Origin of the sequence: Shewanella colwelliana (assembly GCF_001735525.1) — a bacterium.
GTDB lineage: Bacteria > Pseudomonadota > Gammaproteobacteria > Enterobacterales > Shewanellaceae > Shewanella > Shewanella colwelliana.
The window spans coordinates 42,274-64,267 of sequence record NZ_MCBT01000041.1 but is presented as its reverse complement, the minus strand read 5'-3'; the positions used below and the strand labels follow the sequence as shown (position 1 = coordinate 64,267).

Annotated in this window: 18 protein-coding genes; 2 read left to right on the top strand and 16 right to left on the bottom strand. The window is 45.0% G+C overall.

Annotated elements, in window-relative coordinates; translation table 11 throughout:
- Nucleotides 1–12: 12 nt before the first annotated feature.
- A complete protein-coding gene (serB, locus tag BEL05_RS12670) occupies nt 13–993 on the bottom strand; it encodes a phosphoserine phosphatase SerB (protein WP_028763267.1) in 981 nt (326 codons plus the stop codon).
- Nucleotides 994–1,035: 42 nt separating this feature from the next.
- Between serB and BEL05_RS12665 the strand changes: the two genes are divergently transcribed.
- On the top strand, nt 1,036–1,767 hold the full coding sequence (locus BEL05_RS12665; protein ID WP_051413023.1) for a YtjB family periplasmic protein: 732 nt from the start codon (nt 1,036–1,038) through the stop codon (nt 1,765–1,767).
- A gap of 52 nt (nt 1,768–1,819) precedes the next feature.
- On the opposite strand, the gene deoD is transcribed toward BEL05_RS12665, so the two are convergent.
- The 11 genes from deoD to pnp form a co-directional block, all read right to left on the bottom strand.
- Entirely contained in the window at nt 1,820–2,530 is a 711-nt protein-coding gene (gene deoD / locus BEL05_RS12660) for a purine-nucleoside phosphorylase (RefSeq protein WP_028763266.1), read from the bottom strand.
- A gap of 110 nt (nt 2,531–2,640) precedes the next feature.
- Nucleotides 2,641–3,858 (bottom strand): phosphopentomutase, encoded by a 1,218-nt coding sequence (locus BEL05_RS12655; protein WP_028763265.1) that lies wholly within the window; start codon nt 3,856–3,858, stop codon nt 2,641–2,643.
- Nucleotides 3,859–3,869: 11 nt separating this feature from the next.
- Nucleotides 3,870–5,201 carry a thymidine phosphorylase gene (gene deoA, locus BEL05_RS12650; RefSeq protein WP_069671372.1) on the bottom strand — a complete coding sequence of 444 codons (1,332 nt, stop codon included), beginning with the start codon at nt 5,199–5,201 and terminating at the stop codon, nt 3,870–3,872.
- A 155-nt stretch (nt 5,202–5,356) separates the two neighbouring features.
- A complete protein-coding gene (deoC, locus tag BEL05_RS12645) occupies nt 5,357–6,130 on the bottom strand; it encodes a deoxyribose-phosphate aldolase (RefSeq protein WP_069671371.1) in 774 nt (257 codons plus the stop codon).
- 458 nt (nt 6,131–6,588) lie between these two features.
- A complete protein-coding gene (locus tag BEL05_RS12640; RefSeq protein ID WP_069671370.1) occupies nt 6,589–7,422 on the bottom strand; it encodes a nucleoside-specific channel-forming Tsx family protein in 834 nt (277 codons plus the stop codon).
- A gap of 340 nt (nt 7,423–7,762) precedes the next feature.
- Entirely contained in the window at nt 7,763–9,022 is a 1,260-nt protein-coding gene (locus BEL05_RS12635) for a NupC/NupG family nucleoside CNT transporter (RefSeq protein WP_069671369.1), read from the bottom strand.
- Nucleotides 9,023–9,199: 177 nt separating this feature from the next.
- A complete protein-coding gene (locus BEL05_RS12630) occupies nt 9,200–9,997 on the bottom strand; it encodes a TatD family hydrolase (protein ID WP_028763260.1) in 798 nt (265 codons plus the stop codon).
- Nucleotides 9,987–10,151 (bottom strand): DUF5363 family protein, encoded by a 165-nt coding sequence (locus tag BEL05_RS21045; protein WP_220756768.1) that lies wholly within the window; start codon nt 10,149–10,151, stop codon nt 9,987–9,989. Before BEL05_RS21045 ends, BEL05_RS12630 begins: the two co-directional genes overlap by 11 nt.
- A 102-nt stretch (nt 10,152–10,253) precedes the next feature.
- A complete protein-coding gene (gene prfC, locus BEL05_RS12625; RefSeq protein ID WP_069671368.1) occupies nt 10,254–11,834 on the bottom strand; it encodes a peptide chain release factor 3 in 1,581 nt (526 codons plus the stop codon).
- A gap of 158 nt (nt 11,835–11,992) precedes the next feature.
- Nucleotides 11,993–12,883: a lipoprotein NlpI gene (gene nlpI / locus BEL05_RS12620; protein WP_069671367.1), complete on the bottom strand. Its 891-nt coding sequence runs from the start codon at nt 12,881–12,883 to the stop codon at nt 11,993–11,995.
- Between the two features lie 128 nt (nt 12,884–13,011).
- On the bottom strand, nt 13,012–15,114 hold the full coding sequence (gene pnp, locus BEL05_RS12615; protein ID WP_028763257.1) for a polyribonucleotide nucleotidyltransferase: 2,103 nt from the start codon (nt 15,112–15,114) through the stop codon (nt 13,012–13,014).
- Between the two features lie 197 nt (nt 15,115–15,311).
- Here pnp and BEL05_RS12610 point away from each other — a divergent pair, with 197 nt between their 5' ends.
- Nucleotides 15,312–17,354, top strand: a complete 2,043-nt coding sequence (locus tag BEL05_RS12610; protein ID WP_069671366.1) for a putative bifunctional diguanylate cyclase/phosphodiesterase — start codon at nt 15,312–15,314, stop codon at nt 17,352–17,354.
- 196 nt (nt 17,355–17,550) lie between these two features.
- Here BEL05_RS12610 and rpsO read toward each other — a convergent pair whose 3' ends face one another.
- The 4 genes from rpsO to infB form a co-directional block, all read right to left on the bottom strand.
- Nucleotides 17,551–17,820, bottom strand: a complete 270-nt coding sequence (rpsO, locus tag BEL05_RS12605; RefSeq protein ID WP_069671365.1) for a 30S ribosomal protein S15 — start codon at nt 17,818–17,820, stop codon at nt 17,551–17,553.
- Between the two features lie 96 nt (nt 17,821–17,916).
- A complete protein-coding gene (gene truB, locus BEL05_RS12600) occupies nt 17,917–18,864 on the bottom strand; it encodes a tRNA pseudouridine(55) synthase TruB (RefSeq protein WP_069671364.1) in 948 nt (315 codons plus the stop codon).
- The gene (gene rbfA, locus BEL05_RS12595) at nt 18,864–19,286 is read right to left on the bottom strand and encodes a 30S ribosome-binding factor RbfA (protein ID WP_069671363.1); all 423 of its coding nucleotides are present in this window, start codon (nt 19,284–19,286) and stop codon (nt 18,864–18,866) included. Before rbfA ends, truB begins: the two co-directional genes overlap by 1 nt.
- Nucleotides 19,287–19,337: 51 nt before the next feature.
- Nucleotides 19,338–21,989, bottom strand: coding sequence for a translation initiation factor IF-2 (gene infB / locus BEL05_RS12590; protein ID WP_069671362.1), 2,652 nt, complete (start codon nt 21,987–21,989; stop codon nt 19,338–19,340).
- Nucleotides 21,990–21,994: the final 5 nt, after the last annotated feature.

Sequence of the window (21,994 nt, the reverse complement as noted above, 5' to 3'; positions counted from 1 at the left end):
AGCGGTTATGTCTTAGCGTAAGTCCAACAGCATATAGGGTAATACCCTTAAATCTAACTGCCTAATCACGCCGTTAGCCGCAGCCGCTAGTTTAGGTTTAGCATGGAATGCAATACCGAAATCTGCGGCTTCAACCATAGGAATATCATTCGCACCATCGCCAATAGCCAAACGCTGACCATTACTAATCTGCCACTTGGCGGCTGCTCCCAAGACAGTATCAGCCTTAAACTGCGCATCAACGACTTGCCCACGCACTTCACCTATAAGCTTTCCGTCTTCGATGACGAGTTCATTAGCAAATGCAGCATCCAAATTAAGTAACTGCTTTAAATGACCAACAAAAGGAGTAAAGCCGCCCGATGCCAATACTAGACGCCATTGATTCGCTTGTAACTCACTAACCATCTCGGTCAACCCTGGCATTAGGGGCAAACGTTGACACAGATTGTCGATGATACTCGCCTCTGCGCCAGCAAGCTTGGCTACCCGCGCACGTAAACTCTGCTCAAAGTCGAGTTCTCCCTGCATTGCACGTTCTGTCACCTCAGCAACCTCTGCACCAACCCCAGCCATAATGGCTAGCTCATCGATACACTCAATCTCTATGGCGGTGGAGTCCATATCCATCACTAACAGACCAGGAATATCAAGTCGAGGATGAGCGTTAGCAATCGTAAACACTTCAACACCATCAAGTGCGTTAAAACGTGTTTTAGCCTCACTAAGCGTTACCTCGCTTAAACACAACTCGATGCAATGCAAACCACTATCACGAGTTATCGACGCTATACTCTCAATAGCATTAACGCCCAATAAAACCTCTGCAAGTTCCACCTCAGTTGCATGAGTTTGATAGACAATACGCAAGCGAGAAGCCGTTGTTGCGTTAGCTTCAGAGTGTCGCTGAAATCGCTTTCCCTGGTACTCCATGCTGCTGGCCGTTTGCTCATGAATCCATGAAAACAGGTTGTTTTGGCGCTGACTTTCCATTTGTATTGCATCTCCGGCTATCGAGTTCGCTGATAATCAATTATGATTAATAAAACCCTTATCATCTTCAGGTACAAAGTGTTTTTTCTTAAAGGACTCAAAAAAACCCATAGGCTCAGCCGACTGATACAGATAGGCATTGCACTCGCGTTAATGGCGGGTCTATTTCAATTATGGGAAACAAGCCTACTACAAGGTCAACAGCTTCTAAAGTCCCAAACGCAAAAGATGGCTCGATTACTAGTTCAGCAAACGGCCTATGGGGCAGCACCGGCCCTACAATTACAAAATGATGAGCAACTGCAGTGGCTAACGACAGCATTAGTACTCGACCCCAAAGTGATGTCAGCAACCATCTTTAGCGAGCAAGGTCAACGACTCGCTTTCGCTCAAAGCGTAAGCCAGGATGATTTAGAACCTGAATCTGACGAGCTAGAGCGCTTATTAGCGCCCTTTCCACCTTATGTTGAGTCGGTAATACAAGACAATAAAAACCTCGGTTATATCGAGGTACGCTTGGTCCCAGAGCTATTTTTTAATGAGATCAAAGAAGCACATCAGATCAATATGGAACAACAGCAGATGATGTTGATCATTGCAGGTCTGATAGGATTACTACTGTCACGGGCACTCTCATTCAAACGCGCTGACTTTGATCGGCGAATGACGAAGAGCAAATTAGGAAAAAAACTTGCAGCGGCGCTGACTAATGACAAGTCAACAGGCGAAGATGAAGCAGACGTTGAGCCAGTCCATAGTGCTAAGAAAGAGTAACGTTAAAACAAAAAACGGACCTATTGGTCCGTTTTTTTACTAAAAGCTACGATTACAGAGTAATTGCCGCGTCTAGTGTCATTTCGATCATGTCGTTAAAGGTGGTTTGACGCTCATCAGAAGAGGTCTTTTCACCAGTACGAATATGGTCAGAAACGGTAACAACACAAAGTGCTTTTGCACCAAACTCAGCAGCAACGCCATAAAGACCAGCAGCTTCCATCTCGACGCCTAGTACGTTCATCTTTTCCATTACGTCAAACATTTCTGGGTCTGGCGTGTAGAATAGATCTGCAGAGAATACGTTACCAACGCGGTACTTAGTACCTTTTGCATCAGCCGCTTTAACCACAGCGCTAAGTAGGCTGTAATCTGCGATAGCAGCGAAGTCTTGGCCTTTGAAACGTAGACGGTTAACTTGAGAATCAGTACATGCGCCCATACCGATGATCACGTCACGGACTTTAACGTCAGTGCTGATCGCACCACAAGTACCAACACGGATTAGGTTTTTAACACCGTAATCTTTAATAAGCTCAGTGGCGTAGATAGAGCATGAAGGAATGCCCATACCTGAACCCATAACAGAGATACGTACGCCCTTGTAGGTACCAGTGAAACCAAGCATGTTACGTACGTCAGTCACTTGCTCAACGTTCTCTAGGAAAGTCTCAGCAATGTACTTAGCGCGAAGTGGATCGCCTGGGAATAAAACTGTATCGCCGAATGCACCGTCTACAGCATTAATGTGTGGTGTAGCCATCTATATAACCCCTATTTTTTAGACTTAAGTCTTTCTAGTACAGGCGATCAATTTATATCGCCAAATCGATAAATCGTTGTGGGCGACTTATCAGTCACCCACTGCAAGTCTTAAGAAACGAAAGACTTGCCATATTCCATTGGTTCTAAACCGAAGTAAGTTGCGATACTTTGACCAATATCGGCAAAGCTATCACGACAACCTAACGAACCGGCAGTCAGCCCCGCACCGTACGCAAGTACAGGCACACGCTCACGAGTATGATCGGTACCTTTCCAAGAAGGGTCACAACCATGATCGGCCGTTAATAACAACAGATCGTCGTCATTAAGTAGTGCCAACATTTCAGGTAAACGGCTATCAAAATACTCTAATGCACGTGCGTAACCCGCGATGTCACGACGATGACCATAGTGAGAATCGAAGTCGACAAAGTTAGTAAAAACAATGGTTCGATCGCCCGCTTGTTTTACTTGCTCAAGTGTTGCATCAAATAACGCTTCAAGGCCTGTCGCTTTCACCTTTTTGGTAATGCCACAATGCGCATAGATATCTGAAATCTTACCGACACTGACCACTTCACCGCCATCTGCCTTTAGCTTATCCAATACCGTTGGTGCTGGTGGCTCAACCGCATAGTCACGACGATTACCCGTACGCGCAAAATCACTTGGACCAGTACCAATAAATGGACGCGCAATAACACGGCCGATGTTATAAGGCTCAAGCTCTTCACGGGCAATAATACAAAGCTCGTAAAGCTTCTCTAGACCGAACGATTCTTCATGGCAAGCAATCTGAAACACTGAATCGGCAGAGGTGTAGAAGATAGGCATACCAGAGCGCATATGCTCTTCGCCAAGTTCTTCTAAAATAGCCGTGCCCGATGCATGGCAATTACCAAGGTAGTCGCTTAAACCTGCGCGAGCTAGGATCTTATCGGTCAATTCTTTGGGGAATGAGTTAGTCAAATCACTAAAGTAACCCCATTCATACAACACAGGTACACCCGCCATTTCCCAATGGCCGCTTGGCGTGTCTTTACCAGAGCTTAGCTCATCGGCATAACCATAAGCGCCAATCACTTCAACATCATCAGCAAAGCCAGCGGCAAACGCACCAGTGCTTTCTTGTGCAGCAAGAGCTAAGCCCAGTTTAGCCAAATTTGGTAGCTTAAGTGGACCTTCACGGCCATCATTAGCCTGCCCTTCTGCGCATGCTTTGGCGATATGACCAAAGGTATCTGAACCAATATCACCGAAGGCTGCTGCATCTTTTGCTGCACCGACGCCGAACGAGTCCAGCATCATAATTACTGTTCTTTTCATCTTTTACTCTCCTAGAGATCTTCTTGACGAATGTACTTATAGATCTCAGGTGTTTTCTCTGGCGCTGAATCGCCAATGTGTATTGCTTTTCTAACCGCTGCAGAGGCTTCTTCAAATGCTGCTTCGGTTTGAGCGTGAACCATGGCAATCGGTTTATCTGTAGTGATTTGATCACCCAACGCACAAACTTGAGTCAACCCTACACTATAGTCTAGTGCATCACCGGGCTTACGACGACCGCCACCTAAGGTGACAACTGCTAAGCCAAGTTCACGAGTATCCATCGCAGACGCAAAACCAGTACGGTCAGCATAAACAGGACGAATGATCTGTGATTGTGGCAGGTACTTGCTGTAGTTTTCGATAAAATCAGCGGGGCCACCTAGGCCTGAGATCATACGGCCAAAAATATCTGCAGCCTTACCATTGTCAAGTACTTGGTTTAACTTTGCGCGCGCTTCAGCTTCTGTCGCGGCAAGGCCACCAAGTTGGAGCATTTCAGCACAAAGACCCATGGTCACTTCATAAAGACGAGGGTTACGGTACGCACCCGTTAAGAAATCAACCGCTTCTTTCACTTCAACCGCATTACCCGCACAAGAGGCAAGTACTTGGTTCATGTCGGTCAGTAGCGCGGTTGTTCGCGTGCCAGCGCCATTAGCTACCGCAGTAATACTACGTGCAAGCTCTTCAGATGCTTCGTAAGTCGGCATAAATGCGCCACTGCCAACTTTAACGTCCATCGCTAATGCATCGAGACCTGCTGCAAGCTTTTTAGAAAGAATGGATGCGGTAATAAGTGAGATGGATTCAACGGTTGCGGTGTTATCACGGATAGAATAGAAACGTTTATCGGCAGGAACAAGATCACCAGTTTGACCGATAATGGCAATACCCGCTTCTTTAACCACTTTACGGAACAGGGCGCTGTCTGGCTCGGTTTGATAACCAGGGATAGCATCGAACTTATCTAACGTACCACCCGTATGGCCTAAACCACGACCAGAAATCATTGGAACATAACCGCCACATGCAGCTGCCATGGGGCCAAGCATGAGGCTAATCACATCACCGACACCACCAGTGCTGTGCTTATCGATAATAGGACCGTCTAATCCAAGGTTTTTCCAATTGAGCACGGTGCCAGAGTCACGCATAGATGTCGTCAGCGCAATACGTTCATCCATATTCATGTCGTTAAAGTATACTGCCATACCGAGTGCGGCAATCTGCCCCTCAGAGACACTGTTGTCAGTAATCCCTTTAACGAAAAACTGGATCTCTTGAGTGGTTAACGCTTCGCCATTGCGCTTTTTACGAATTATCTCTTGTGCTAGAAACATAGTACTGCCTCCAAGTTTGTCACAAAATTTCTTTTTAGGTGACAAACTCTTTTTATAAAACGCCAAAAATCGTAATTTAATTACAATTAATATAAACAAGTTTTGGCGTTTTCAAATAGATTTAGATCACACTTAACTAAAAAGCTAATCGTTTATTAGTAACCTTGTGGGCCTTTTGGCGCATCACCCAACTCTAGGGTATGAAGCAGGTTAATTAATAGGCTAGACGCACCGAAACGGAAGGTACGCGGTGTTGCCCAATCGTCACCAAGTAGACGAGCTGCGACACCTAAGAACTCTTCAGCTGCAGCGGCATCACGCACGCCACCGGCAGGCTTAAAGCCAACTTTAGGGTTCTTTTCACTGATCACTGTCATCATGATTTCAGCAGCTTCTAGCGTTGCATTAACTTCAACTTTACCTGTAGAGGTTTTGATGAAATCAGCACCAGCATCGATACAAAGCTCAGACGCTTTACGAATAAGCGCAGGATCTTGCAAAACACCCGACTCAATGATCACTTTTAATAGCACATCATCACCACAGGCTTCTTTACATGCTTTAACAAGTTCAAAACCTACGGTTTCGTTGCCCGCCATCAGTGCGCGGTATGGGAAAACCACATCAACTTCATCGGCGCCATATGCCACTGCTGCGCGAGTTTCTAGTACTGCAATCGCGATGTCATCATTTCCGTGTGGGAAGTTGGTCACGGTCGCAATACGAATAGCTTCACAACCCATCTCATTAAGGGTCTTACGTGCAATAGGGATAAAGCGTGGGTAAATACAGATGGCAGCGGTGTTACCAGCTGGTGTCTTAGCCTTATGACAAAGCTCAATCACCTTCTGATCGGTATCATCATCATTTAAGGTGGTTAAATCCATTAATTCAATGGCTGTTTGTGCTGCTTTTTTTAAATCGCTCATAATAGCTCTCCGAAACGTAAAATTATTAATTCAAAAAATAAGAAAAAAAATCGACGTATGACAGCACCTAAGAGTTGGCATTATTTTGATTATTTTTATGGCCGGGCCTTCAGGCGTTGCCGTAAATCGTGTCTCTGCGCCATTGGCGTAGGACTCAAGTTTACATATTCAGGTATTCAATGCCTGGTCTTACACCATGGCTATCCTGACACAAGGGTCACGACTTGAATCCTTGAAGACCGGGAAGGGGAACGAAGTTATTAAACTGCAGCGCAGTGTTCCTGCCTTTCCGCGAAAAATCCTTTTTAGCGCGTAAAACTACTAACCTTTATCTAAACAAGCTCTACAAATATAGTCCATGCTTAAATAAAGACTAACCAGCAAATCAGAAAAAAATCATCTGTTTGATGGACAATTGGAGCCGCACTTGTTGCGGCTCCAAACATACAAATTCTAGCTTAGAACTTGTAAGTAGCAGTTAGGTAGTGTGCCCAACCAGTTGTTTCTAGACCTACGATACCAGCGCCATCTTCAAGAAGATAAACGTCTTTATAACCTTTTAGGCCATAACCCAGTGCGTAGTTGTCTGAATGCCAGTGAACACCGAAGTATGCTGCACCACCGCTTGAAGTTTGAGGAACGAATTCATTACCGTACTCGTCGTCAGCACCAAACTGATAATCAACATAACCTTGGAAAGCTACGAAGCTACCGTTGTCGAAGTTAGCAAATGGCTTGAACCAGTTTGCAGAGAACTGGTAACCGTTCCACTCTTTACGGTTCATGTCATAGTGAGCGTACAAGTTCATGCCAGTTTTACCTAACCATGGAACCATAACGTCAGCACCAACACCCCAGAAAGAAGCGTTCACGTCTTCACCAACTGCTCCACCACCCCAGTTGAATAGAGTAGAGAAATAAACTTCTTGGATAGGACCAGCTGAAAGATCCCAACCAGTGATCGCGTCGATAGAGAAACGAGGCGCGAACTTCATGAACATTTTGCTAGCACCAGAACCAGCGGCTTTATCACCTGAATCACCAGTGAATAAGTTGAAAACATCAACATAACCGTATAGGTCAACAACACCAGCGCGGCCGCCGAATTCCATTTCTAGGTAATCGTGTCCGCTTTCACCTGAGCTTGGTAGCTCATCGAAAGCATACATTGCATTGAACTGCATCCAGCTGTAGTCGCCAGCGCGAAGGTCTGTACGATCTGCTGCGAAAGTCGGTGCAGACATTGCTGCTACTGCTGTTGCTGCTAAAGCTAAAGTTTTAACGTTTTTCATCATCAACCCCATTATCTTATGGTTTTGCCGCTCTTATCGAGTCAGCGTTTCTTTCTTTGTTGGCGCCGCATTTTACTCAAATTCTACCAAAGCACAATAAAATTAATGTAAAAATGCGAACACAATATTCTAACATTAAAACAAACTTCTGATTTATTGCCAAAATAAGTCTTACATCTCATTTCTGACTAAAGTTTGTTTGGGCACAGCTATCCTATAACAGTGATAAAGAATAGCTCTGTTTTACAAATCTGCTTGAAAATGGTTTGGTTAACTCTGACTCTGCTCTGTTGAGCAGAGTCATAGTTCAGGGGCATCCCCCCAAGGAATTACCTGAGAATTACAACGCTAGGAATAGACCTGCTAGCGTAGCACTCATCAAGTTAGCTAGTGAACCGGCGATTACTGCACGGATACCAAGCTTAGCTAGGTCATGACGACGTGATGGCGCCATAGCTCCTAGACCACCTAGTAGAATTGCGATTGAAGATAAGTTAGCAAAACCACAAAGTGCGAACGAGATGATAGCTTTAGTTCTATCAGACATTACCGCTTGAGTTGCTTCAACCAAGATACCGCCGTCAGCAACATCTTTTAGGTATGGAGCAAAGTTTAGGTAAGCAACGAATTCGTTAACAACAATCTTCTGACCGATGAAAGAACCCGCAACAAGTGCTTCGTTCCAAGGTACACCAATTAGGAATGCCAAAGGCATGAAGATGTAACCTAAGATTAGCTCTAGCGTGATACCTTCAAGACCGAATATACCAGTTACGCCACCGATGATACCGTTGATCATAGCAATTAAGCCTACGAAAGCGATCAACATTGCACCAACGTTTAGTGCTAGGTGCATACCAGATGAAGCACCCGCTGCAGCTGCATCAAGTACGTTAGCTGGCTTATCAGGGTCTTCTGGAAGATCATCCATCTCATTAACAGTTTTATCTGTTTCAGGATGCATAAGCTTAGCCATCAATAGACCACCTGGAGCCGCCATGAATGACGCTGCTACTAGGTACTCAATTGGTACACCCATCTGCGCATAACCAGCAAGTACTGAACCAGCGATAGACGCTAGACCACCAACCATGATGGCAAATAGCTCTGACTGAGTCATAGTCGCGATAAACGGACGAACCACTAGTGGCGCTTCAGTTTGACCAACGAAGATGTTAGCAGTAGCTGACATTGACTCTGTGCGGCTTGTACCTAGTGCTTTTTGTAGACCACCACCGATAATACGGATGATCCACTGCATGATGCCTAGGTAGTAAAGCACTGCGATTAGAGACGAGAAGAATACGATAACTGGTAGAACGTTAATCGCGAAAATGAAACCAACTTTAAACTGGGCTAAATCGCCGAATAAGAAGTTGATACCGTCTTGAGCATAACTGATCACGCTTGATACGCCGTCAGAAACACCTTTTAGAATGTCTTTACCTACTGGAACATATAAAACGAAACCTGCAAAGAACGCTTGAATCGCTAGTGCACCGAACACAGTACGTATATTGATAGCTTTTTTGTTATTTGATAACAAGAAACCTATTGTAAGTAAGGTGACCACCCCTACTAAACTCATTAAAATATCCATTAACCATCACCCTATTGTTAATACTTTTTAATTATGTTGTTAACCAACCTTTTTCAACGTCAGATTATACCCGACGCTATGGTTAAAATCGTCGTTTTGATCAAGTTTTTGAAGTTTTATTTCAAGACGTTAGAAAAAAAAGTTGATGCGATTTACATCTGTTTGTCAAAAAATAAACTAGAGGTCAAAGAGTTGCAGTGTATTTTGAAACACTTGTTCTGATACCAGAACGTTAGTTTTTTTTTGCAAATTTGCGATTTTCTCAATTAGCAAATGCAAAATTAAGCTGGATCCGTTGATTTTATCGGCAAATGGGTATTTTTGGAGGTCAGATACCATGGCTAAATCGGTCTCAATGACAAAAGATGTCAATGGTAAGTTGACAATGGCTTCTGGTAGTTTCTTAGCTTTTTCGTCTAACAAGAGATGTCCAATACCCAACTTGAAACCAAGATCGAGGTATCTTTTCGCTAACTCAGAGCCACCATAAAAGCCATGAATTACCCCACCACGATCCAAAGGGTAACGTTTGAGCAACGCGAGCACCTCATTATGGGCCTTGACGCTGTGAACGATGATCGGCAGTTGGTAACGTTGCGCCAGCACTAAATGAGCTTCAAAACATGGCAACTGCCATTGCCAATTATCACGATAAAAACCATCTAAACCACATTCACCAATGGCCACCAAAGACAGCTCTTTATTACGTGACAAAATATGCCGTTCCAGCGCTGCCACCCCCACTTGCCAATCTTGATTGCAATACCATGGATGGATACCTAACCCATAATGGCATTGATATTGTTTTGCGACCTCTGTCGTTCTGTCCCAGCTCTCACTCGATACACCAGGAATCACCGCATTCACGAGGCCCAACTTTCTCATCTGTGCAATAAGCTGCTCACGCCGCGCATCAAATTCACTAAAATCGAGATGAATATGGCTATCAATAACCTTTATAACATCACTTCGCATTGTCTTTTGTCTCGTCGACTATCACTTCTGGCGCTTGCTGCTCACGCTTTAATGGTGGGTCAGAGAGATTCGGGGCGCAACAACGTTTATTATCCGCGGTCAAGCCCATGCGATCGCACCACGCAATATAAGCGCGCCACCATTTTCTAATCATCACAGTTACTCCGTTATCACATCTCTAGTCACTCTAACAAAACGGGTAAATTTTGGGCACAAAAAAAGCAGACGAATCTGCTTTCTAGTGATGCTTGAGCGATTAATTTTCGCGAGTTTTCGCAAACGAGATATCGGGATAACGCTCCATCGACAAGTTCAAGTTAACCATAGTCGGTGCTACGTACGTTAAGTTATCACCACCATCTAAAGCTAAATTGTTACTGCATTTGCGCTTAAACTCTTCTAACTTTTTATGATCGTCACAATATACCCAGCGCGCAGTAGCCACACTTATCGCTTCATAGATAGCTTCGACCTTATATTCGCTCTTTAATCGCTGTACCACCACTTCAAACTGCAGCACACCCACAGCACCGACGATAAGATCGTTGGTATCTAGCGGTCTAAACACCTGTACAGCACCCTCTTCTGAAAGCTGCACTAAACCTTTTAGCAACTGCTTTTGCTTGAGTGGATCTTTGAGACGAATACGGCGGAACATCTCTGGCGCAAAGTTTGGAATACCAGTAAAGCGGAACTTCTCACCTTGGGTAAAGGTATCACCAATGCGCATGGTTCCATGGTTATGCAGACCGATAATATCACCCGGATAAGCCATTTCGGCTCGGTTACGGTCACCCGCCATAAAGGTCAAGGCGTCACTCACGTTGACATCTTTACCTAAACGCACGTGATGCATCTTCATGCCTTGCTCATAACGACCGGAACAAATACGCATAAAGGCGACACGGTCACGGTGTTTAGGATCCATGTTGGCTTGAATTTTAAACACAAAACCACTGAACTTTTCCTCTTCAGGCTCAATGGCCCTCAGCTCAGTTTCTCGAGCTTGCGGCCGTGGTGCCCACTCAACAATACCATCTAAGATATGGTCAACACCAAAGTTACCCAGTGCGGTACCGAAAAAGACTGGCGTAAGCTCACCTTTAAGGAATGCGTCTAAATCAAATTCGTTTGAGGCACCCAGCACAAGTTCCATCTCATCACGAATATCATCAGCATAGCTGCCAATCGCTTCATCTAACTCTGGGTTATCGAGCCCTTTAATGACTCGAGAATCCTGAATCGTATGACCCATGCCATTTTGATACAGGATCACTTCATCACGCAGCAGATGATAAACACCTTTAAACTCTTTACCCGCCCCGATAGGCCAAGTGATCGGCGCACAGGCGATATTTAGCACGTCTTCGACTTCATCCATTAACTCAATCGGATCACGGATATCACGATCCAACTTGTTCATGAAAGTAACGATTGGCGTATCACGCAAACGCGTCACTTCCATTAACTTAATGGTACGTTGCTCAACACCTTTTGCTGAATCGATGACCATCAAACAAGAGTCAACAGCCGTAAGCGTACGATAGGTATCTTCAGAGAAATCTTCGTGACCAGGCGTATCGAGTAAGTTGACCAATGCATCGTTGTAAGGAAACTGCATCACAGAGGTGGTGATAGAGATACCACGGTCTTTTTCCATCTCCATCCAGTCAGACTTAGCGTGTTGGCCTGATTTCTTCCCTTTTACTGTTCCCGCTTTTTGAAGGGCGTTCCCGAACAAAAGAACCTTTTCAGTAATTGTGGTTTTACCCGCATCGGGGTGAGAGATGATGGCGAAAGTACGACGCTTGTCGACTTCAACTTTATAGCCTGACATGTTTACCTGCGAATTGATGGAGTGCTAAAAGCCGGCAATTATAGCGCCTAGGCTTCAAGTTGGCTAGGCGCGCGAGGTCAAATAGCCTATCTAGACAGAATACAGTAAAAAACGCGGTGATCTGAAACTAAAACAGCCCTAATTATTAGGGCTGTTTTCTACTGTTCGGCTATCATTTGAGAGACTTTAGCCAGTTCGACTCGGGCATAACGATGCTCGACAAAGTCATAAATGTTAGTCGCCAATGCTAACCGGAAATAGTTAGCCGCATCGTTATATCGGCCCTGCTTTTGGGCTACTTTAGCGATATAAAAATACGCTTCGCACAGACGTTCAGCATATTCGTTGGGATGATTAACGCCCTCTTTTGCGGCGCTAAATACTTGTTCACGGGTAAGCTTCCCTAAATAGAAGTCGACCAAGGTTGTTGACCATGCGGAATCAGTAAGCTTCTCACGGTGACTCATTAAATGTGCTTTCGCTTGTTCAGCATCAATTTCAAGCTCAGTGATAAACAACCACAACGCACGATAGCCATCTTGCTCATCAGCACCATAAAAAGATTGCATATCGGACACAGCTAATTCATTTCGCTCGCCATAGTAGAGCGCGATTCCACGATTTAAATAGGCATAATCATACTCAGGTGCCAGCTCAAGTACGGCATCAAATGCCTCATAGGCCGCTTCGAACTCCCCTTCTTGCGTATAGTAAATACCGATGAAGTTATAAGCATCTGCTAAGTTAGGTTGAAGTTTTAATGCCTGATGAAAATCAATTCGGCTAAGAATGCGAAGACCGACACTGTCATATATCACGCCTCTATCATAATGAAAGCGCGCGCGCTGTTCTGGCGTTAACTCTGCAGAGGTTAAGATGTCATTCAGTCTAGCAAGCGTCACTTCCAATTTATAATCCGGCATAACCGGTGCAACCATCAGTTTACCTTGCTCTGCACTCGCGCTCGATTGGGTTGATACACATCCTGTCAGTAACATACTCAGACCTGCCATAACTGCTACTGTGGCGGTGCGCAATTTATAAGTCATCCATTTAACCTTTTAACTTCAGCATGAGCCTCAATCATAGCAATCCCAAATACTAACGGCTATCTGCATTTAAAAAAAACCAATAAAAAAGGAGACCTAGTGGTCTCCTTTCTTCAAACAGTTAGCAATTACTCGCTAGCAGCTTCTTCTTTAGGCTGTGCTTCTTTCATAGAAAGACGTACACGACCTTGGCGATCAACTTCCATCACCTTAACTTTAACTTCTTGACCCACTTCTAGGTAGTCAGACACATTTGCTACACGCTCTTCAGCGATTTGAGAAATGTGCACTAGACCATCTTTACCTGGAAGGATTGTGACGAATGCACCGAAGTCAACGATACGAACCACTTTACCGTTGTAAACCGTGCCCACTTCAACTTCAGCAGTGATCTCTTGAATACGACGAATCGCTTCTTGAGTTGCTTCACCATTTGAAGACGCAATTTTTACAGTACCGTCATCATCAAGTTCAATTGTCGTACCGGTTTCTTCAGTCAATGCACGAATAGTCGCACCACCTTTACCAATAACATCACGGATCTTCTCAGGATTGATCTTGATAGTTGTGATACGCGGTGCGTGATCTGAGATATCTTCACGGTGACCAGAGATAGCTTGATCCATAACGTTTAGAATATGAACACGAGCACCATAGGCTTGCTGAAGAGCAATCTGCATGATCTCTTGTGTGATACCTTCAATCTTGATATCCATCTGCAGTGCAGTGATACCGTCACGGGTACCCGCTACTTTAAAGTCCATGTCACCTAAATGATCTTCATCACCAAGGATGTCAGAAAGTACAACGAAATCGTCGCCTTCTTTAACTAGACCCATCGCAATACCAGCAACAGAAGTCTTAATTGGTACACCCGCATCCATAAGCGCAAGAGACGTACCACACACAGAAGCCATAGAGCTTGAACCGTTAGACTCAGTGATTTCAGATACGATACGAACGCTATATGGGAACTCCTCAGCAGAAGGCATAACCGCGTTGATACCGCGCCAAGCTAGCTTACCGTGACCAATTTCACGACGCTTTGGCGAACCAACCATACCCGTTTCACCAACAGAATACGGAGGGAAGTTATAGTGCAGCATAAAGCGATTTGTTGACTCGCCCATAATGCTATCAACTTTCTGTGCGTCACGCTCAGTACCAAGGGTACATGTCACTAACGCTTGAGTTTCACCACGAGTAAACAGTGAGCTACCGTGAGTACGTGGAAGTACACCAGCCATTACGTTTAACGCGCGGATCATATCTGGTTCACGACCATCGATACGTGGGTTGCCAGCAATAATACGGCTACGAACCACTTTCTTTTCTAAGCTAGCAAGAAGGCCATCGATTTCACGAGTATTAGCATCTGGGTTTTCAGCCAATAGTGCTTCTTTTGCTGCAGTTTTAACAACACCGACTTGAGCGTAACGGTCTTGCTTAACTTCAATTTGGTAAGCTTCAGTTAAACCAGCTTCAGCCAAATCTTTGATCTTAGCTACCAAGTCTTGGTCTTGAACTGGCGCAGCCCATTCCCATACAGGCTTGTTAACTTCCGCTTGTAGCTCTTTAATTGCTTTAATTACAACTTGTTGTTGCTCATGACCGTAAACAACCGCACCCAACATAACTTCTTCAGGTAGTGCGTTTGCTTCAGACTCTACCATCAATACAGCGCTTTCTGTACCGGCGACAGATAGCTCAAGCTGGCTGTCGACTAACTGAGATACTGTAGGGTTTAGAAGGTATTCACCATTCACATAGCCGACACGTGCCGAACCTAGTGGACCATTAAATGGAATACCTGAGATCGACAATGCCGCTGAAGTACCGATCATTGAGATAACTTCTGGGCTGATTTCTGGGTCAACAGAAACAACTGTGATGATGACCTGAACTTCGTTTTTGAAGCCATTAGGGAATAATGGACGGATTGGACGGTCAATTAGACGTGCAGTCAGCGTCTCGCCTTCAGATGGACGACCTTCACGCTTGAAAAATCCACCAGGGATCTTACCAGCTGCATATGTTTTTTCCTGGTAATTAACGGTTAGCGGGAAAAAGTCACGGCCTGGCTCTTCAAACTTCTTGCCAACAACAGTTACTAAAACTGTTGTATCACCCATACTAGCCAAAACAGCTGCATCTGCTTGACGTGCAATAACCCCAGTCTCTAGTGTGACTGTGTGCTGACCATATTCAAAACTCTTTACGATTGGATTCACGTGAACCATTCCTTAATATTTAATTACCTTAATTTCGCGGGTAAGTATACTTCAAGTCTATTCAATAGATAAAGAGCACATATAGATGACAAAGCGGAATCTTTTCTCTAAAGTGGAGAGTAATGGATTTTTTTATCGTCAATCGCTGCTTTTTCTTTAAATAGAATGTGAATGGTCCCTGATGTGAGGATTGGCAAATGAGCGCCAGCTTTAAATCGTTAACTTGGAAACAAACTAGCTTAGTTGTGTTTTCAGCGCTTTTTTTTGCAATTGCTATCTTTATCGTCGAAATAGCCCTAGTCGGCGTTTCGGCTCGCCAACAACTCATTGCAGCGCAAGATGAGTTGCTAGACTCTATTGAACAGCCAGCGGCCAACGCTGTCTGGGCGCTTGATGACAACCTTGCCACCCAAACCTTAGAAGGCGTATTGAAAGTTGAGCATGTTGGCGAAGCCCTTATCGAGCTCGATGATGGCAGTATGTTCGTCTCGATCAACAACCCTTCAACTGATAACGCTTTAGTACGCAAACTGAGCCAAAAATTATTTGGCGATTTGAAAAAGATTTCACGCACGCTTTATCGCCCCTCATTTTTTGAAGGCACAGACAAACAGCAGGTCATCGGCACGTTAACCGTGTTCTACAATACGCAAGAGCTCACCGACTCACTATTTTCTCAGTTAAGATTCAGTTTTTTCGCGACACTAGCGCGTGCCCTGTTAGTCACCTTAGTACTATCAGTTCTTTTTCATCGCTTTCTCACCAAACCCATTGCCGAGATCAGTGAAGCGATCGATAAGATTGATCCCGAACTGCCCGATGAAAACCTGCTCCCCATGTCAGAGGCGCATCAAGACGATGAACTAGGGCTCGTGACATCAAAATTTAATCAAATCTTAATCCAGTTTGGCCAAACCCAGACTAAATTACGCCGAATGGCCACCAGAGACCCATTAACAGGTCTGCCAAACAGAACGCTACTACTTGAGACTATTGCAGTATCGATTCAACGTGCTCGGGTACATAAACATCAATTTACTATGCTGTTTATTGACCTCGACCGCTTTAAAAACGTTAACGACTCCCTAGGCCACGCATTAGGCGATCAATTTTTAGCAAGGATTGCTCGAGTACTTGAACGCGTAGTTGGAGATAGAGGCACTGTCGCGCGCCTAGGTGGAGATGAATTTGTCATTTTGGCCGATGAAGCTAGAACACCCGACCAAGCAGCAGACTTTGTCGACAAGTTATTGATGCAACTTAATGTGCCATTGCAGCTTAATGAACATACTATTCATCCAGCGGCTTCGATTGGGATATCGGTTTACCCTGATGATGGCCTCAGTGCAGAAGATCTCATCCGCCATGCTGACATCGCAATGTATAGCGCCAAAGCGGCAGGTTCTAATCAATGGGCATTTTTCAAACAACAGATGACCGAACGGGCAGCAGTGCGTTTAAGAACAGAGGCATCACTTCACGACGCATTGAAAAACAATGAATTCTTACTGCACTTCCAACCGAAATTTAATATTAAGACAGGTGAAGTATTAGCGTGCGAAGCGCTGATTCGTTGGAAAAAAGATGGCCGCTTAATCAGCCCAATGTCATTTATTCCTGTCGCAGAAGAAACGGGCATTATTATTCCTTTAGGGCGTTGGGTGATCGAAGAGGCTTGTAAAACATTAAAGCATTGGAAAAAGCGCTATAACTTCGCCATCCCCATTGCCGTAAATGTTGCATCGCAGCAGTTCGCAGATCCAAGTTTAGTGCCCGACATTAAGCAATTGTCATTACGTTATCAAATCGACCCAAGCTTATTAGAGATAGAGATAACCGAAACCTCATTGATGAATGATATCGAGTTGGCAATCACTAAACTTGAGCAACTTAAATCATCAGGCTTTGGTATCGCTGTTGATGATTTTGGCACGGGATACTCATCACTTTCGTACCTTAGACACTTACCCATCACGACCATGAAAATTGATCGCTGTTTTGTCACCGATCTCCCTCAGGAGAGCGCAATAGCATCAACAATTTTGATGCTCGGAAAACAGCTTAATCTGCATATTGTCGCGGAAGGTATTGAAAATGAACAGCAATTAGATTGGCTAAAAGAGATGGACTGCCAGATAGGACAAGGGTTCTATTTCAGTCAGCCGCTGCCATTAGATGAGTTTGAAAAAAACTATATCGCCCCAAAGACCGCTACCATAAGTCAAATTGACACCATCTAACATGCGCGTCGCTTAACTAACCAAAGTAACCGACGACACTCACATTTGTCCATTTCAAGAATGCGATTTGAACCCAGCACAAACTTTGACGCCTATAGCTAAAGCCCTCTCACACCCTAAGCGGCTTTAGCTTATGGATCTTAGGCACAAAAAAAGGAGGCTAAGCCTCCTTTTAAACTACAGCGTTAATGAAAGATTAACGACGTAGACCTAACTTTTTGATTAACTCTTGATAGCGAACGTTTTCAGTGCGCTTAAGGTAAGCAAGAAGCTTACGACGAGTGTTAACCATACGAAGCAAACCACGACGTGAGTGATGATCATGGATGTGCTCTTTAAAGTGACCTTGCAGATGGTTGATCTGTGCAGTCAAAAGCGCAACTTGAACTTCAGTAGAACCAGTATCATTTTCACAACGACCGAATTCAGCTAGGATCGATGCAGTTTGTTCAGCATTTAGTGACATGTTTTTCTCCAAAAATAATATAAAGGCTTCAGCCGATCACTAACTCAGCCGAAGAGAGCGCAGTATAATAACGATATTAGCCTTCGCTTGCAAGCGCTATGCTTGCTGATCGCGCAATACAATCAAACGTTTCGGTGCCAGCAAGCCATCATCATTCATCGCACCAATGCCGACAAACTTACGCTCTTCACCTAAAGTGATACGGACTAACTCATCCACAGGTAGATTAGGCACCTGAACCGGATTACCATGCATCAAATACGTGGCCATATCGTCGGTAACATTGATCTCTTTAAAATTACTGACCGCTGTATCCATCGGTAACAAAAGTGGATCTAATCGCGTTTTAGGAGGCTGTTCCTCAGCCTCCGCTTGGGCTAATAGTGCCTCTAACTGTTCCAGCGTGACCATCTTGTCATAAGGGTAACCAGCAACACCAGTACGACGTAACATGACAACGTGAGCACCACAGCCCAACATCTCGCCTAAATCATCAGTGATAGTACGTATGTATGTCCCTTTAGAGCAATGAACCTCTAGTGTCAGCTCATCCCCTTCAAGCTTGATAAAATTAAGCTCAAAAACTGTAATTGGGCGCGCCTCTCTAGGTACTTCAATTCCCTCACGAGCATACTTATAAAGCGGTTGCCCCTGATGTTTCAATGCTGAGTACATTGAGGGAACTTGCATAGTGTCCCCTCTAAAGTGCTCTAACGCTTCGTCCAGCTGCTCTTGGGTAAAATCCACAGGGCGAGTTTGTACAACTTCACCATCGGAATCACTCGTATCAGTACGAACGCCAAGCTTTGCCGTCACCAAATAGCGCTTATCTGCATCAAGCAGGTGCTGAGAAAACTTAGTCGCTTCCCCCAAACAAATCGGCAACATACCTGTCGCTAAAGGATCTAGCGCTCCAGTATGACCAGCTTTGGCAGCATTATAAATGCGCTTAACGCGCTGCAGTGCAAAGTTAGAACTCATCCCAGTATCTTTATCGAGTAGCACTATGCCATCAACAAAACGACCTTTAGGTTTACGAGCCATTACTTATCACCTTGCTCTGTTTCATCGCCATCAGCCGTGTCAGAGCCATGCTGCTTCGCTTTGGCTTCATCAGAGCTAATCACTTGGCTTACCAAGTTAGACATGCGCATACCTTCAACCAGCGACGCATCGTAGATAAAACGAATTTCCGGCATTACGCGGAGTTTCATACGTCCAGCCACTAACGAACGCACATAACCTGCAGCGGTTTCGAGTGCGGCTAGCTTTTCCTCAACGACAGCTTTATCTTCTTCAAAGAAGGTCACATAGACCTTTGCGTAACTCAGATCTCGAGACACATCAACATCGTTCACAGTAACCATGCCGATACGAGGATCTTTAATATCGCGCTGTAATACTTGAGCAAGTTCTTGTTGAAGCTGCTGAGCAATACGACGAGTACGACTAAATTCTTTTGCCATAATTATTGCATCTCTTAACTAAAAAAGGCGGCTTACGCCGCCCCTTTTCGATTATAAGGTTCGAGCGATTTCGACCGTTTCGAAGACCTCTATCTGATCGCCGACTCTGACGTCATTATAGTTCTTCACACCGATACCACACTCCATACCATTACGTACATCATTAACGTCATCTTTAAAGCGACGAAGTGATTCTAGCTCACCTTCGTAGATAACAACGTTTTCACGAAGTACGCGAATTGGAGCGCTACGCTTGATGGTACCTTCGGTAACCATACAACCTGCGATAGCACCAATCTTAGGCGATTTGAATACATCGCGAACTTCAGCAAGACCAATAATCTCCTGCTTGAATTCAGGTGCAAGCATGCCACCCATCGCTGAGCGAACTTCATCAATAAGATGATAGATAACGCTATAGTAACGAAGATCCACGCTCTCGCTATCGATTGTTTTACGCGCTTGCGCATCGGCACGAACGTTGAAACCAACCATAATAGCGTTAGACGCTGCTGCAAGTGAAGCGTCAGTTTCTGTTAATCCACCTACACCGCTAGCAATGATGTTAACTTTAACTTCATCGGTAGAAAGCTTATTCAGTGAATCAGAAATCGCTTCAAGCGAGCCCTGTACATCGGCCTTAAGCACGATGTTAAGTTCTTGAACTTCGCCTTCAGTCATATTAGCGAACATGTTCTCAAGCTTAGACTTCTGCTGACGAGCAAGCTTAACGTCGCGGAACTTACCTTGACGGTAAAGAGCAACTTCACGTGCTTTACGCTCATCGCGCACAACAGTTGCTTCATCACCAGCAGATGGCACGCCTGAAAGACCCAAGATTTCAACAGGAATCGATGGACCTGCTTCAGTAATCGCTTTACCGTTCTCATCTTTCATTGCACGGACTTTACCGTACTCAAGACCACAAAGAACGATATCACCTTGCTTAAGTGTACCTTCTTGGACCAGTACCGTTGCAACCGGACCGCGACCTTTGTCTAGCTTAGACTCGACCACGACACCAGCAGCCATCCCTTCACGAACCGCAGAAAGCTCAAGTACTTCAGCTTCTAGCAAGATCCCTTCAAGTAACTCATCAACACCTTCACCAGACTTAGCTGAAACGTGACAGAACATGTTACTTCCGCCCCAATCCTCAGACATTACGCCATGTTGTGAAAGTTCAGACTTAACACGATCAGGATCAGCTTCTGGCTTATCCATCTTGTTTACTGCAACGATTAGCGGTACACCGCCCGCTTTCGCGTGCTGAATCGCTTCAATCGTCTGTGGCATTACACCATCATCGGCAGCAACAACTAGAATAACGATATCAGTCGCTTTAGCACCACGGGCACGCATTGCGGTAAACGCGGCGTGACCAGGAGTGTCTAAGAAAGTGATCATGCCGTTTTCAGTTTCAACGTGGTATGCACCAATGTGCTGTGTAATACCACCGGCTTCGCCTGATGCAACTTTAGCACGACGAATATAATCAAGTAGTGACGTCTTACCATGGTCAACGTGACCCATGATGGTCACAACAGGCGCACGAGGCTCAACCTTAATGTTGCCATCACGGTCGGAAAGCACTTGATGCTCTAGCTCGTTTTCGCGAGTTAGGACAACTTTATGCCCCATCTCTTCAGCAACCATCTGCGCAGTTTCTTGATCAAGCACTTGGTTAATCGTAACCATAGAGCCCATCTTCATCATCTGCTTAATGATTTCTGTTGCTTTAACAGCCATCTTCTGAGCAAGTTCAGCTACAGTGACTGTTTCACCAATGCTGATATCACGAGTAACGGCTGCCGCTGGCTTATTAAAGCCATGATCCATAGACTCAGGTGCATTACGCTGATTACGGTTATTACGACCACCGCGAGTATCTCTACCACCGCGCTTCTTATTGCCTGCCGCTTTATTTCCGCCAGCAGGTTTACGAGGACGACGACCGCGTTTCTCTGCGTTCATGTCAGCAGTATCTTCTGCCGCGCGCGCTTCAGTTGAAGTCGTTACGTGGTGATCGGCACTCTTTTCAGACTCTTTGCGAATGCGCTCTTCTTCAGCCCAACGCTTTTCGTTCTCTTCAGCTAGACGACGCGCCTCATCAGCGGCAGCTTTAGCTTCTTCATCAGCTTTCTGCTTAGTCGCAGCTTCTTTTGCAGCTAGCAAACGCGCTTCTTCAAGCTTGGCTGCTTTTTCTTCAGCCGTTTCAGCAATTGCAGGCTTAGCTTCAGCGGCTTTCTTTGCTTTAGCTTCTGCATCAGCTTTTGCCTTGGCTTTCGCAGCGGCATCAGCTTCGGCTTTCGCTTTAGCATCTGCGTCGGCTTTCGCCTTGGCAGCGGCTTCTGCAGCCGCTTTAGCTTCCAGTTCAGCCTTCTCTGCAGCTTCTGCCTCAGCAGCCGCATCGCGCTTAACAAAAGTACGCTTCTTACGTACTTCTACTTTGATATCTTTTGACTGACCACCGCTGCCGGCAACACTGAGTGTTGACACAGACTTACGCTGTAGTGTCATTTTAGTTGGTGCCGCATCGCCACCATGTTGTTTCTTTAAAAACTCAAGCAACTGCTGCTTCTCTTGTTCAGAAACCGTGTCACTCTTGTTCTTTTTAATACCAGCCTCAGAAAACTGCTCAACTAATCGATCAGCACTCTTCCCTACTTCTACGGCTAGTTTTTCTACTGTAGTATCTGCCATCTGTA

Coding starts and splice junctions, on each gene's coding strand:
- BEL05_RS12655 (WP_028763265.1), bottom strand. CDS start 3,858: ATGAAAAGAACAGTAATTATGATGCTGGACTCGTTCGGCGTCGGTGCA.
- prfC (WP_069671368.1), bottom strand. CDS start 11,834: ATGTCAGGCTATAAAGTTGAAGTCGACAAGCGTCGTACTTTCGCCATC.
- BEL05_RS21045 (WP_220756768.1), bottom strand. CDS start 10,151: ATGATTAGAAAATGGTGGCGCGCTTATATTGCGTGGTGCGATCGCATG.
- nlpI (WP_069671367.1), bottom strand. CDS start 12,883: ATGACTTATAAATTGCGCACCGCCACAGTAGCAGTTATGGCAGGTCTG.
- truB (WP_069671364.1), bottom strand. CDS start 18,864: ATGGCTCGTAAACCTAAAGGTCGTTTTGTTGATGGCATAGTGCTACTC.
- BEL05_RS12640 (WP_069671370.1), bottom strand. CDS start 7,422: ATGAAAAACGTTAAAACTTTAGCTTTAGCAGCAACAGCAGTAGCAGCA.
- deoC (WP_069671371.1), bottom strand. CDS start 6,130: ATGAGCGATTTAAAAAAAGCAGCACAAACAGCCATTGAATTAATGGAT.
- BEL05_RS12610 (WP_069671366.1), top strand. CDS start 15,312: ATGAGCGCCAGCTTTAAATCGTTAACTTGGAAACAAACTAGCTTAGTT.
- rbfA (WP_069671363.1), bottom strand. CDS start 19,286: ATGGCAAAAGAATTTAGTCGTACTCGTCGTATTGCTCAGCAGCTTCAA.
- BEL05_RS12665 (WP_051413023.1), top strand. CDS start 1,036: ATGATTAATAAAACCCTTATCATCTTCAGGTACAAAGTGTTTTTTCTT.
- BEL05_RS12635 (WP_069671369.1), bottom strand. CDS start 9,022: ATGGATATTTTAATGAGTTTAGTAGGGGTGGTCACCTTACTTACAATA.
- deoA (WP_069671372.1), bottom strand. CDS start 5,201: ATGTTTCTAGCACAAGAGATAATTCGTAAAAAGCGCAATGGCGAAGCG.
- deoD (WP_028763266.1), bottom strand. CDS start 2,530: ATGGCTACACCACACATTAATGCTGTAGACGGTGCATTCGGCGATACA.
- serB (WP_028763267.1), bottom strand. CDS start 993: ATGGAAAGTCAGCGCCAAAACAACCTGTTTTCATGGATTCATGAGCAA.
- BEL05_RS12630 (WP_028763260.1), bottom strand. CDS start 9,997: ATGCGAAGTGATGTTATAAAGGTTATTGATAGCCATATTCATCTCGAT.
- rpsO (WP_069671365.1), bottom strand. CDS start 17,820: ATGTCACTAAATGCTGAACAAACTGCATCGATCCTAGCTGAATTCGGT.
- infB (WP_069671362.1), bottom strand. CDS start 21,989: ATGGCAGATACTACAGTAGAAAAACTAGCCGTAGAAGTAGGGAAGAGT.